This is a genomic window from Scandinavium sp. NPDC088450 (assembly GCF_044900545.1).
Classification (GTDB): domain Bacteria; phylum Pseudomonadota; class Gammaproteobacteria; order Enterobacterales; family Enterobacteriaceae; genus Scandinavium.
The window spans coordinates 60,515-73,470 of the sequence record NZ_JBJDNI010000009.1 but is presented as its reverse complement, the minus strand read 5'-3'; the positions used below and the strand labels follow the sequence as shown (position 1 = coordinate 73,470).

Below are 12,956 nucleotides of genomic sequence, written 5' to 3'. Positions count from 1 at the left end.
GAAAGCATACAAATGAACTTTCTCGCTCACCTGCATTTAGCGCATCTGGCCGACAGCTCGTTATCGGGCAATCTACTGGCCGATTTTGTGCGCGGCAATCCGGATGAGCTGTACTCCCCGGAGGTGGTAAGCGGGATTTACATGCACCGTCGCATAGACGTGCTGACGGATAATTTGCCGGAAGTCAAAGCCGCCCGTTGCTGGTTCCGCCCTGAAACCCGCCGCGTTGCCCCGATTACACTGGACGTGATGTGGGATCATTTTCTTTCGCGCCACTGGTCGCAGCTTTCGCCCGAGATGTCGCTGCCTGATTTTGTGCACTATGCGCACGCGCAGGTCGCTGAAATCTTGCCTGAATCGCCCCCTCGCTTCGTGAATCTGAATGATTACTTGTGGACTGAGCGCTGGCTTGAGCGTTATCGGGAGATGGATTTTATCCAGCGAGTGCTTAACGGCATGGCGAGCCGTCGCCCGCGACTCGATGCCTTACGCGATTCCTGGCAGGATTTAGACGCGAACTATGAGCAGCTGGAAGAAACCTTCTGGGCGTTCTACCCGCGCATGATGGCACAAGCGCAGGCCAGAGCACTTTAAAACTTGCGCTTCATCACAAAATCGCTAAGCTGACACAGTTGGAAATATAACAATTGATAGGTAAAACCTGTCTCAACGATTGTCAGCGCCTCTTTGTATCGTTTATTTCCTCTCCCTATACTGGCCCGCGTTGCGTTCCATTAACCTTATAAATCTAGAGGAGAACCTCATGGTTCTGGTAACTCGTCCTGCTCCTGACTTTACTGCCGCTGCTGTACTGGGTAACGGCGAAATCGTTGATAACTTCAACTTCAAACAGCACACCGCTGGCAAAGCGACCGTTCTGTTCTTCTGGCCAATGGACTTCACCTTCGTCTGCCCATCTGAGCTGATCGCTTTCGACAAGCGTTACGAAGAATTCCAGAAGCGCGGCGTTGAAGTGGTTGGCGTTTCTTTTGACTCTGAATTTGTCCATAACGCATGGCGCAACACCCCTGTCGACAAAGGCGGCATCGGTGCAGTGAAATACGCGATGGTTGCGGACATCAAACGTGAAATCCAGCAGGCTTACGGTATCGAACATCCGGACGCTGGCGTGGCTCTGCGTGGTTCTTTCCTGATCGACGCTAACGGCATCGTACGTCACCAGGTGGTGAACGATCTGCCACTGGGTCGTAACATCGATGAAATGCTGCGTATGGTTGACGCGCTGCAGTTCCACGAAGAGCACGGCGAAGTGTGCCCGGCTCAGTGGGAAAAAGGCAAAGAAGGCATGAATGCTTCCCCAGCAGGCGTTGCTAAATACCTGACTGAGAACGTCAACGGCCTGTAATCAGCGCTGATTGATAGATGAAAGGCTCGCTTAGGTGGGCCTTTTTTGTGGGTTGAGATCGGCACACTCCCCTCTCCCTAACCCTCTCCCGTGGGGAGAGGGAACTGTTCGGCGCTGATTTTCTCCCTCTCCCGTGGGGAAAGGGAATTGTTCGGCGCTGATTTTCTCCCTCTCCCGTGGAGAAAGGGAACTGTTCGGCGTTGGTTTTCTCCCTCTCCCTTTGGGAGAGGGCTGGGGGAGAGGGGAACAGGCCGCTCAGCTGTCAAAAAGCAAAACAACTGCATCCCAGCACGCCCCAGAATGCCTGGTCGTCCGAAACCGGAATGCCTGACTGCCTCGCGATATCATGCGAGTGCCCATGTACACCGCAGCTACCGATACACTGGTGCATCTGTACCACTGCACCGACTTTCCCCATCGCTGGCGGCGCAGAACGATAATGGCCTGGCACTTTCACCACTGGCGACCAGTCTGGTACCACCGGAATGGCTGGCGGCGCAAGCGGTGTGAAATGCCCTGCTGCGTACACCACTTTGCCATCGACAATCGTCAGCACTGACTCGATGCCTTTGATTTCTTCTTCCGGCACGCGGAAGTAGTCTTTTGACAGCACCACCAAATCCGCAAGTTGATCGGCAACGATGCGGCCTTTCTTGCCCTGTTCGCTGGAGAACCACGCACTGCCGGCAGTCCACAGCTCCAGTGCCACATCACGCGGCAGGCGATTGCTGTCGTCATACATCGACAAACCGCCGACGGTACGCCCGGACACCAGCCAGTAAAGCGCCGTCCACGGGTTGTAGCTCGCCACACGAGTCGCATCGGTCCCCAAACCAACTGGCACATCCAGCTCCAGCATTTTCGCCACTGGCGGCGTGTGTTTCACGGCCTCTTTGCCATATCTGTCGACAAAATATTCGCCCTGGAACGCCATGCGGTGCTGCACCGCAATCCCGCCGCCCAGTGCTTTTACACGTTCGATATTACGTTCGGTGATGGTTTCGGCATGGTCGAAGAACCAGTGCAGGCCGTTGAATGGAATATCCCGATTCACTTTCTCGAACACATCCAGCATCCGGCTGATGGATTCGTCATAAGTGGCGTGCAGGCGGAACGGCCAACGGTGTTCCACCAGATGGCGTACCACGCGCTCCAGCTCATCTTCCATGCCTTGTGGCAAATCAGGCCGCGGCTGGAGAAAATCTTCGAAATCCGCTGCGGAAAAGACCAGCATTTCCCCTGCCCCATTCGCGCGATAAAAATCAGTGCCCTGGCCTGGTTTCAGCATATCAGTCCAGCGTTCGAAATCTTCCAGCTCTTGTTTCGGCCGTTGGGTAAACAGGTTGTAGGCGATGCGCACGGTCATTTGGTCATTGGCGTGCAGTTGCTCAATGATTTCGTAATCTTCCGGGTAGTTCTGGAAACCGCCGCCTGCATCGATGGCACTGGTTAAGCCCAGGCGATTCAACTCGCGCATAAACTGACGTGTGGAGTTCACCTGCATTTCCAGCGGCAATTTGGGTCCTTTCGCCAGCGTGGAATAGAGGATCATGGCGTTGGGTTTCGCCACCAGCATGCCTGTCGGATTACCGTTGCTGTCACGCACGATTTCACCGCCTGCAGGATCAGGCGTTTCTTTGGTGTACCCCACCGCTTTCAGCGCTGCACGGTTCAGCAGCGCACGATCATAAAGATGCAGGACAAACACAGGCGTGTCCGGCGCGGCTTCATTCAGTTCTTCAATTGTCGGCATCCGGCGTTCGGCAAACTGGAACTCACTCCAGCCGCCCACCACGCGCACCCACTGCGGTGACGGCGTGCAATCGGCCTGATCTTTCAGCATTCGCAGCGCATCCGCGAGCGAAGGCACGCCTTCCCAGCGCAGTTCAAGATTGTAATTCAGCCCACCACGAATCAGGTGCAGGTGCGAGTCATTCAGGCCAGGGATCACCGTGTGGCCTTTAAGATCGACAATCTGCGTGCCATCAGTGGCATAGCTCATGATTTGATCGTGGCTGCCGGTGGCGAGGATTTTACCGTTGGCAATCGCGACCGCTTGTGCGAGAGGATTTTCCCGATCCAGGGTATGGATTTCGCCATGGGTCAGGATCAATGTGGCTTGTTGAGACATTTCAGACTCCTCAAACCGGCTCAGGCTTTTTTCAGCCAGCCGGCAAAAATTCGGGTAACGATGGGCATCCACAGCCAGACAACCAGCGCCACCACGCAGGCATCGTTAATCAGATGCAGCAGCAACGTGCCTTTCAGGCCAGGAAACAGCAGGCCAGTGATAGCAGGCACCAGGTTAGTGCTCGGGAAAATCACCAGCAGCGTGATAAGGAACTGTTTCCAGCGTTTGGGTTGACGCACATGCGGCGCAGGCGGGGTAAACCAGAAAGCCGCCTCAGTTTTGACTTCGGTATGATCGCCTTCGGTCAGCAGTGGCGTGATTTCATCCACCAGTTGCTTGCGGGTTTCGGATTGTGTCCAGGCGTAGAGGTGTTCGAGCGTGTCGAAGCGAATGATGATATTCCACATGCCCTGCCCGTCAGTAGGGCGAATAACGTTAGCGCCAAGATGGCCGGGGAATTCCGCCGCGACCGGCATTATCCTGCCGAGCCACGCTTCGTATTCCCCGCTGTCTTCAGGCCGCAAAGCGTGGGTGATAACCAGAGTCACATGTTTTTTTTGCGTCATGGCAAAGATTCCCTGCTGTCGCAAACAGGCGGGCGAACGCCCGCCACCGCGTTACGCTTTACGTTCAGGCGCACCGTGAACCAAAGTGTAGGCGTAATCGACGCCCATGCCGTAAGCACCGCTGTGTTCGCGCACCAAATCCATTACGGCATCGTAGGTGCCTTTGCGTGACCAGTCTCGTTGGTACTCAAGCAGCACCTGTTGCCAGGTCACAGGTACCGCGCCAGCTTGTACCATGCGGTCGATTGCACGTTCGTGCGCATCCACTGACGTGCCACCGGAAGTATCGGTCACCACGTAAACTTCAAAGCCTTCGTCCAGCGCCATCAGTGCCGGGAAGGTCAGGCACACTTCAGTCCACAGCGCGGAGATAATCAGTTTTTTACGCCCAGTCGCTTTCACGGCCTCGACAAATGCCTTGTCTTCCCAGGAGTTCATTGATGTACGTTCAATCGGTTTGACATCAGGGTGCACAGCCAGCAATTCTGGCCAGATATAACCACTAAAACTTTTGGTTTCGACAGAGGTATAAATCACCGGCACATTGAATATCTTCCCGGCTTTGGCGAGTGCCACGGTATTATTTTTCAGTGTCTGACGGTCAATATTCGCCACACCAAAAGACATTTGCGGCTGATGGTCGATAAAAATAAGCGCAGAATTCTGCGGGTCGATCAGTTCCCGAATAGACATAACACACCTTCTTAATCAATGAGTTGAAAGGCAACGATCTAAGACTGTTGTAAACAGTTGGATCCTGACGGATAAGGCAAAATGAGTATAGGCGGAAATTTCTAACGAGTTATTAAAGAAATTTTTCTGTTTTATGACCAGCGAGCTGGAGAATATATTCTGGGAAATTCATTCCCGATGAAAACTATTATCAGGCTTAGTCAAAAAATTACGCGCCTGCGTTCTAAATTATTCACTGGCATTGAATAAGCGCTTCAGTAAGACTTTAGCTATTCTTTTTCTGACCGATCCTGCCGCCATGCGCTTAAACCTTGATGTCCTGCTGATCCTCGATGCCCTCGATAAACACGGATCTTTTGCCACCGCCGCCGAATCTCTGTTCAAAACGCCCGCCGCGCTCAGCTACATGATCCAGAAACTGGAAAGCGATCTGGAGATTACCTTGTTAGATCGCTCCGGACATCGAGCGAAATTTACCGATACTGGCCGAATGATGCTGGAAAAAGGACGGCTTCTGCTAAACGCAGCCAAAGATCTGGAGAAACAGGCGGTACAGGTGCAATCCGGCTGGGAAAAAGAGCTATCGATTGCACTGGATGACTCCTTCCCGTTTGCAGCACTTTTACCGCTGATTGACGCGTTCCACGCCCTGAATAAACAAACGCGGCTGAACTTTACCCATCACACGCTGGCCGGTTCATGGGAAGAACTCACCCACCACGGCGCGGATATGATTATAGGAGCGATCAACGAGCCGCCAACCTCCGGCGCATGGTCGTACAAAATGCTTGGCACCCTGGACAATGTGTTCGTGGTCGCCCCTTCGCACCCGCTGGCGCAGACTCAAACGCAGCTTTCCAACGATCAGCTTTGTCTGCACCGAGCCGTGGTCATCAGCGACAGTGCGCGCAGCTGTCAGCCTATCAACAGCAATCTTATGGATGAACAACCGCAAATACGCGTGGATGATTTTCACTCTAAGCTGACGCTGTTACGCGCGGGAATGGGCTGCGGTTTTCTGCCACGGCACATTGCACGTCCGTGGCTGGAGAATGGCGAGCTGGTGGAAAAAGAAGTGGTGTCATTTCGTGAAAAAGACGTGGCCTATATGGCCTGGCGCAACCACAGTGACGGGCTGGCGCAGCGCTGGTGGCGGGACGCGTTGTTGAGCGATGACGTTTTGGCGCGTTTGTACTGTTAAAGATATGCCGGTTATGCGGTCTGATGCCCTCTCCCCCGGCCCCTCTCCCACAGGGCGAGGGGGGCAAACACTAAAAATCCTCTCATGAGAGGATTTTGTTCTTTACCTTGCCGCCCGGCACCTCTGGTGCTAATTACCGAACCATACCGAAGCAGAGATAGCGGGCAGCGTCAGCACATCGTCCTGCAACGTGCCTTTGCCCTCTTTCAGCAGCCACTCTTTAACAGCCAGCAACGGCGAGGCGTCGAGCACCACTTCACACGGCTCGCCGCGATTTATCGCCACCAGCACGCGCTGTTGCTTCAATACGCGCACAAAGACCACTACGTTGTCTTCCGCGTAAATCACCTGACAGCCGCCGTGACGCAGGGCCTGAGAGCGTTGACGAAGCTTCGCCATTCGCTGATACAGGGCAAACAGCGTCAGATCCTGTTTTTCTTTCTGCCACGGGAATGGCTTGCGGCAGAACGGATCATTGTTGCCATCAAGCCCCACTTCATCACCGTAGTAGATGCACGGCACGCCAGGCCAGGTGAACAGCCACACCACCGCCAGTGGCAAACGAGCCACATCTTTGCCAAGTAGCGATTTAAAACGCGCCGTATCGTGGCTATCGAGCTGGTTAAACATGCGCAACTGCTGCTGTTGCGACAGGCCAGCGCGGTAGTTGTCCATCCATGCCATGCAGGTTTGGGCATCGATCATTTGCGGATCGTAAGAGATATCGGTGTTCGCCAGGAATCCCCACAGCGGGAAAGTAAACCCGCGATAGTTCATCGCCGCGTCTTCAGCATCGGCCTGTAGCCACTGACGCGCATCGCCGAAATGCTCACCCAGAATATAGGCCTCTGGCTGCGTTTCTTTGGCCGCTTTGGTTATCCCGGCGATGTGCTGAAGATTGTTCCGCGCCCCACCCGCTTCCCCCAACATATGCACCACGTCGAGCCGCCAGCCGTCCATGCTCCACGGCGTTTTGAGCCAGTGGCGCACAATGCTGTCTTCACCGCGATAGATTTCGTTGATCAGCGTTTCAGAGCTGAAATCGAGCTTCGGCAAGCTGGCATAGCCCAGCCAGTCCAGCGCTTTGCCTTCCTCCGAAAAACTGTACCAGTCGCGCCAATGCGATGAAGGATTGTGGCATGCACCATCGGTGCCGCGGTTATGCCTGTCAAACCAGCCGTGCGAATCTCCGCTGTGGTTAAACACACCGTCGAGGATCAGCTTCATGCCTTCGCGGCGGGTGTTGTGGCGCAGCCTTAATAACGCCTGATCGCCGCCAAACTGCGGATCGACGTGACGATAATCTTCAGTGTCGTATTTGTGCACGCTCGGGGCGACAAAAACAGGGTTGAGATACAGCGCGGTGACGCCGAGCTTTTTCAGGTACGGCAGCTTTTCGCTGATCCCGTCCAAATCGCCGCCGTAAAAAGTGGAGCCACCCGCTTCGGCCGTCAGCGGTTCATCCCACTCGCGCAGCACGATGTCGCGCCCGGCAGCGTGGTGATAATAGACGTTGTCCTGCTCCGCCGAACGAGGCTCAGTTCGGGCAAAGCGGTCGGGGAAAATCTGATAGAACACCTGATCGGCCACCCACTGTGGGCCAATATCCGGCACGTCCACCGCAAACTGCTCAAGACGTGCTGGCGGGAAACGACTAAAGCCTTGTGGCGTAAACCAGCGCTGGCGATTTTCCCACAGCAATTTGAAGCTGTAACGGCGACGCGGTTGCCCGCTTGCTAATGGGATCTCCGCCCGCCATGCCGTTACTCCCGGCTGCGGTTCACTGCGCAAACGGTGCATTGGCAACGCAATCTCTTCGTTGTCTTCCTCTGCTCGTAACGTCACGCGCAGCGGCGGCGCTTCACCGCTCAGCCACAGCGTGATCGCCAGCCGATCCTGCTGCTGTTTAATGAACGGTGCAACAGGCAGATGCCATGCCTTCAACATCATTTTTCCCCTTTGTCCAAAATGCGTTCACCTTGCCACAGTCTGGCTACGTATCACTCATCATTATGCGGCGAATTGGGGGAGGATACCGGGGGAGGAGACTCTCCTGTCGCGGCTTTTACTTCTCAACAAACAACAACGCAAGAACACTTTCGAGCATGGTGAGAACGACCTGCGGATCGGGCTTATCGAGCGCCCCTAACGCCAGGCCGCGTTCCAGCGTAACGATAAAGCTGGCAAACGTGGCGGGCGTCATGTGGCCAGGCAACTCCCCAGTATCCTGTGCCAGACGGGCTTCTTCTTCCAGCCACTGCACAAACGCGGCACGTTCATCCCGCAACTGGTTGGCTAACTCCCCCTCTCCGCTCCGAAACGCCAGAGCGGAAAAAGTCATCATGCAACCTAAAGGTTTATCGCTACAGCTAAACAGGGTGAAAGCGGCCGTCAAAAAGGCAGTGATGCGCTGTTGAAAGCTTAACCCTTTATTGTCGAGGGTTTGCTGAAGCCCTGACAGCCACGTCTGGCGATAGTAGGCCAGGGCAGCAGCGTACATGCCTTCTTTGTTGCCAAAAGCCAGATATAAAGAAGCCGGTTTCATGCCTGTTGCCTGTGTCAAATCCGCGATGGAAGTCGACGCATAGCCTTTTGAAGCAAAGACCTGAAACAACGTCTCGGCCAATTTCTCTTCCGACATGAGCTTGGGGCGCCCCGTTTTCTTACCTTTTATCATGATGTTACCTAACATTTTAATTTTTTCGGATAACATATTTTACCTTATTTTTGAGCAATCGCTAAAAAAATATTTGCACCCACAATCCAGCCAGGCTATATATTTTAGCGAACACTAAAAAACATCCTTTAAGGAGAACATCATGAAAAAGATCATCATTGCTTCAATCCTGGCATTCAGCACAGTCCCTGCTTTTGCACAAAACACGACAGAAATTACTCAGTCGCACCAATGTGAACTGTTGCGCATCGGGAGCATTACCGCCTCTTCTGGCACCATTGATGAGTTAACGCATCAACTTGCGGCAAAAGCTCAAAATGCCGGGGCTGATTATTTTCGGATCACCCATCTGAATACCAATCAGCTCGGGTATGCCACGGCAACGCTTTATAACAATGCCGATGCCAAAGCGTAATTAGGGACAACTCTCTTGTTGATAATAAAAATGTGTGGCCACACATACTTCAACAAATTTAACCAGGAAATACATTATGAAGAAGTCATTGAAAATTGCACTTATTGCCTCTCACCTCGCACTATTTGGTGTTGGTTTCGGCGCAGGGATATATATCTTACCGATCCTTACCGCAGAAAAAAACTCCACCACCGAAGAGATCCAAACCGTTAAAGACAATGCACGCTATAACGGTGTCTTTGATAAAAACCAAAAAGGCAGCAATGCGGTACACTGGGCAGAAGGCAAGCTGTACGTGAATGATAAAGAAATAGCCTTTGAAGGCAGCGTCGCGCCCGGACCGGATTACAAGATCTATTTGACCAAAACCCAGGCCAATGATCGTGAATCCTTCATGAAAATCAAAGAAGACTCACTTTATATTGGCGACCTTAAAAACTTCGGTAATTTCAAAAAGAGCCTTCCGAATGGTGTCAATATTGACGAATACACCACCGTACAAATCTGGTGCGAACAATTTGAACAGTTTATTTCTTCGGCCTCGTTCAAATAAACAGGTTCATTCGGAATACCTTTATCCTGTCCATGAGTAAATGGGTGTCCACCTTGTCAACACCCATTCACTCCTGAAGGAGAAATGCGATGAAACTCAATCACCCCTTTTCTGTTTTGTATCGCCGCGAAATAAATCTGATCAGAGTAATCGTTGTTCTGCTGTTCTTTATTTCCGGCAACCTGAAATGGTTCTCGCCTGAAATGCAACTGGTGGATGAACTTACTCATGATACCTGGCTCTCTTTCTTGCCCGGATGGTTGGGTCAGGATGGCACAAGCTACTTTCTGGCCGTTGTACAGGCAGCTATCTCCGTCGCGCTGTTGGGGGGAATCGTGTTTCCCGCACTTGGAATAGCCGGAGGTCTGGCCGCGATAGCATCGGCGCTGATAACACTAAATCTGCTTCCCGCAGCAATGAGCGTTAGCGTCGTCGGCCTTGCGCTGAAAGAAATATTGCTCGGAAGCGCAGCAGCAGCCATTGTGTATTTCGACTTCCGCGCGTTTTTCCATCAACGACTGGTGATTATCGAATGACTGCAAGAACAAAAAACCCGGCGCGTGGCCGGGTTTGAGAGAGTTACTGCGCAAGCGCTCGTTGGCGGTCGCGGCGGGCTTTGAACTGCCAGCCAATCAGCAACAGGGCAATCCACGCAAAGCCTACGTACAGCGAGATGCGGGTGTCCGGGTGCCAGCCAATCAGCACGATGATAAACACCAGGAACAGCAGGCCGACAATGGTGGTGAAAACGCCGCCCGGCACTTTAAATTTCAGCGCTTTAACTTCTTCCGGCGGCAGACGGCGACGGAACGCAATCTGTGACAAGAGGATCATGATCCACACCCACACCGTGGCGAAAGTCGCCAGCGAAGCAATCACCAGGAACACGTTTTCCGGCATGATGTAATTCAGATACACCGCCAGCAGCAGCGCGACTGTCATGACCGCTACCGTCACCCACGGCACACCGCGGCGAGAGGTTTTAGCGAAAATCTTCGGCGCACTGCCCTGCTCGGCCATGCCGTGTAACATGCGCCCTACGCCAAAGACGTCGGAGTTAATGGCTGAAAGCGAGGCCGTCAGCACCACAAAGTTAAGGATGCTGGCTGCAAAAGTGATACCCAGATGCTGGAACGTCAGCACGAACGGGCTGCCATTGGTGCCGACCTGGTTCCACGGGTAGATGGACATGATCACGAACAGCGTACCCACATAAAACACCAGAATGCGCATCGGCACGGAGTTAATCGCACGCGGAATGGATTTCTCCGGGTCTTTCGCTTCACCCGCTGTAATGCCGATGATTTCAATGCCGCCGTAGGCAAACATCACCATTTGCAGCGACATCACCATGCCAAGCCAGCCGTTACTGAAGAAGCCACCGTTGCTCCACAAATTGTGAATGCCGGTTGGCTGACCGCCGTTGCCGATGCCCCAGATGATGATGCCAAAGCCTGCCGCAATCATCACAATGATGGTGGCGACCTTGAAGAAGGAGAACCAGAACTCCAGCTCGCCGAACACTTTGACGCTCATCAGGTTGATGGCGCAGATGATGAGCACCACGCTCAGCACCCAAATCCAGTGCGGCACTGCCGGGAACCAGACGCCCATGTAGATGCCAAACGCGGTCACGTCGGCAATCGCCACAATCAGGATTTCAAAGCAGTACGTCCAGCCGGTGATGTAGCCCGCGAGAGGGCCTAAGTTATCCTGCGCGTAGCGGGAGAAGGAGCTGGCAGACGGGTTGTGCACGGACATTTCGCCGAGCGCACGCATGATGATGTAAGCGGCAACACCGCCGATGATATAAGCCAGCAACACGCTGGGACCGGCCATTTTGATGGCGTCTGCCGAGCCATAAAAAAGACCGGTACCGATGGCCGACCCGAGCGCCATAAAGCGAATGTGACGGGTACTTAGCCCGCGTTTTAGTTTGTTCTCTGTTTCCATGAATTCCACTGCCTTACCAAAAAACAAAACCACGGAGCCTGTAGCCCCGTGGTTAATTTTACTTCTGGAACGCTAATTAATGCGCGCTTGAAGTCACCTGACGGCCTGCTGCGCGATCCCAGCCAATGGCCAGCACGGCGGCCACGATGGTCGGCATCAGCCAGGCCAGGCCTTGCTCTGCCAGCGGCAGATGCGAGGTCCACGCCGGAAGGATGTCCGCGAAGGCGGAAGCTTTAATGCCATCCAGCAGACCGAACACCAGGCTGATAAACATCGCCGGGGCAATCACGCGGCTCGAATTATGCCACCAACCGCGGGTAAAACTTAATACCACGAGTGCGATACAAGGCGGATAAATTGCAGTCAGCACCGGAATGGACACCTGAATCAGGTGGCTCAGCCCCAGATTCGACACCACCATCGAGAACAGACCGAGGATAAACACCAGCGAACGGTAAGACAGCGGCAGATACTGAGAGAAGAACTCGGCACAAGCGGTGGTCAGGCCAACGGCGGTCACCATACAGGCGATGAAAATCAGGGCTGCCAGCAGGAAGCTGCCTGCGCCACCGAAGGTGTGCTGCACATAAGCGTGCAGAATCGCTGCACCGTTGGCATTTTGATCCACCAGCGAGGCACTGTCAGAACCCAGACGGAACAGCGCCAGATACAGCAGCGTCAGACCAACGCCTGCCATCAGGCCAGCCCAAACGGTGTAACGGGTCAGCAGACGAGCTTCGGTCACGCCACGAGAACGCGCGGCGTTAACAATAACGATACCGAAGACCATTGCGCCCAGCGTATCCATGGTCAGATAGCCGTTCACGAAACCGTTAGAGAACGGTGCGGTCTGGTAAGCTTCCAGCGCATGGCTGATAGAACCTGCAGGCCACATGATAGCGGCAACAGACAGCACAATCAGCGCAAGGATTTTCAGCGGTGCAAGGAAGTTGCCCACGGTATCCAGCAGTTTGCCCGGATAGAGCGACACCAGAATCACCAGTGCAAAATAGATAACGCTGTAAATCAGCAGCGGCAGCGCACCGTCACCCGTCAGCGGCGCAATGCCCACTTCAAAGGAGACTGTTGCGGTGCGCGGGGTCGCGAACAGCGGACCAACGGCCAGATAGCAGACGACAGCCAGCAGAATACCGGCGACTCTCCCGATAGGCGTGCTCAGGCTATCCACGCCGCCGCCCACTTTTGCCAAAGCAATAATGGTCAACACAGGCAGGCCCACTGCGGTTATCAGGAAACCAATCGCCGCAGTCCAGACGTGCTCGCCTGCCTGTAAGCCAACCATTGGAGGGAAGATGATGTTGCCAGCGCCAACGAACAACGCAAAGGTCATAAAGCCCAGGGCGATGATGTCGCGTGATTTTAACTGATGGGTCATAAACT

Annotated in this window: 13 protein-coding genes; 6 read left to right on the top strand and 7 right to left on the bottom strand. The window is 53.9% G+C overall.

Annotated features, from left to right (window positions below; genetic code table 11):
• Window positions 1-12 precede the first annotated feature (12 nt).
• Entirely contained in the window at window positions 13-594 is a 582-nt protein-coding gene (gene acpH / locus ACI2I2_RS10485) for an ACP phosphodiesterase (RefSeq protein ID WP_404657864.1), read from the top strand.
• 169 nt (window positions 595-763) lie between these two features.
• Window positions 764-1,366, top strand: coding sequence for a peroxiredoxin C (locus ACI2I2_RS10480; protein ID WP_097161464.1), 603 nt, complete (start codon window positions 764-766; stop codon window positions 1,364-1,366).
• 262 nt (window positions 1,367-1,628) lie between these two features.
• Here the strand turns inward: ACI2I2_RS10480 and ACI2I2_RS10475 are convergent, their stop codons facing one another.
• The 3 genes from ACI2I2_RS10475 to ACI2I2_RS10465 are packed head-to-tail and all read right to left on the bottom strand — an operon-like array spanning window position 1,629 to window position 4,756.
• Window positions 1,629-3,497, bottom strand: coding sequence for an amidohydrolase (locus ACI2I2_RS10475; protein ID WP_404657863.1), 1,869 nt, complete (start codon window positions 3,495-3,497; stop codon window positions 1,629-1,631).
• Window positions 3,498-3,517: 20 nt separating this feature from the next.
• Window positions 3,518-4,063: an antibiotic biosynthesis monooxygenase gene (locus ACI2I2_RS10470; protein ID WP_404657862.1), complete on the bottom strand. Its 546-nt coding sequence runs from the start codon at window positions 4,061-4,063 to the stop codon at window positions 3,518-3,520.
• 51 nt (window positions 4,064-4,114) lie between these two features.
• Window positions 4,115-4,756, bottom strand: coding sequence for a hydrolase (locus ACI2I2_RS10465; RefSeq protein ID WP_404657861.1), 642 nt, complete (start codon window positions 4,754-4,756; stop codon window positions 4,115-4,117).
• A 298-nt stretch (window positions 4,757-5,054) separates the two neighbouring features.
• Here ACI2I2_RS10465 and ACI2I2_RS10460 point away from each other — a divergent pair, with 298 nt between their 5' ends.
• Window positions 5,055-5,957, top strand: a complete 903-nt coding sequence (locus ACI2I2_RS10460; RefSeq protein WP_404657860.1) for a LysR family transcriptional regulator — start codon at window positions 5,055-5,057, stop codon at window positions 5,955-5,957.
• Window positions 5,958-6,086: 129 nt separating this feature from the next.
• On the opposite strand, the gene malZ is transcribed toward ACI2I2_RS10460, so the two are convergent.
• Both malZ and ACI2I2_RS10450 read right to left on the bottom strand, forming a co-directional pair.
• Window positions 6,087-7,907: a maltodextrin glucosidase gene (malZ, locus tag ACI2I2_RS10455; RefSeq protein WP_404657859.1), complete on the bottom strand. Its 1,821-nt coding sequence runs from the start codon at window positions 7,905-7,907 to the stop codon at window positions 6,087-6,089.
• A gap of 115 nt (window positions 7,908-8,022) precedes the next feature.
• Window positions 8,023-8,598: a TetR/AcrR family transcriptional regulator gene (locus ACI2I2_RS10450; protein WP_404657858.1), complete on the bottom strand. Its 576-nt coding sequence runs from the start codon at window positions 8,596-8,598 to the stop codon at window positions 8,023-8,025.
• Window positions 8,599-8,776: 178 nt separating this feature from the next.
• Here ACI2I2_RS10450 and ACI2I2_RS10445 point away from each other — a divergent pair, with 178 nt between their 5' ends.
• From ACI2I2_RS10445 to ACI2I2_RS10435, 3 genes are all read left to right on the top strand, one after another.
• A complete protein-coding gene (locus tag ACI2I2_RS10445; protein ID WP_404657857.1) occupies window positions 8,777-9,049 on the top strand; it encodes a DUF1471 domain-containing protein in 273 nt (90 codons plus the stop codon).
• Between the two features lie 76 nt (window positions 9,050-9,125).
• A complete protein-coding gene (locus ACI2I2_RS10440; RefSeq protein ID WP_404657856.1) occupies window positions 9,126-9,602 on the top strand; it encodes a DM13 domain-containing protein in 477 nt (158 codons plus the stop codon).
• Between the two features lie 89 nt (window positions 9,603-9,691).
• Window positions 9,692-10,138 (top strand): DUF417 family protein, encoded by a 447-nt coding sequence (locus ACI2I2_RS10435; protein ID WP_404657855.1) that lies wholly within the window; start codon window positions 9,692-9,694, stop codon window positions 10,136-10,138.
• A gap of 43 nt (window positions 10,139-10,181) precedes the next feature.
• Here the strand turns inward: ACI2I2_RS10435 and proY are convergent, their stop codons facing one another.
• Window positions 10,182-11,555 carry a proline-specific permease ProY gene (proY, locus tag ACI2I2_RS10430; protein ID WP_404657854.1) on the bottom strand — a complete coding sequence of 458 codons (1,374 nt, stop codon included), beginning with the start codon at window positions 11,553-11,555 and terminating at the stop codon, window positions 10,182-10,184.
• 76 nt (window positions 11,556-11,631) lie between these two features.
• Window positions 11,632-12,951 carry a branched-chain amino acid transporter carrier protein BrnQ gene (brnQ, locus tag ACI2I2_RS10425; protein WP_404657853.1) on the bottom strand — a complete coding sequence of 440 codons (1,320 nt, stop codon included), beginning with the start codon at window positions 12,949-12,951 and terminating at the stop codon, window positions 11,632-11,634.
• Between the last annotated feature and the right edge of the window lie 5 nt (window positions 12,952-12,956).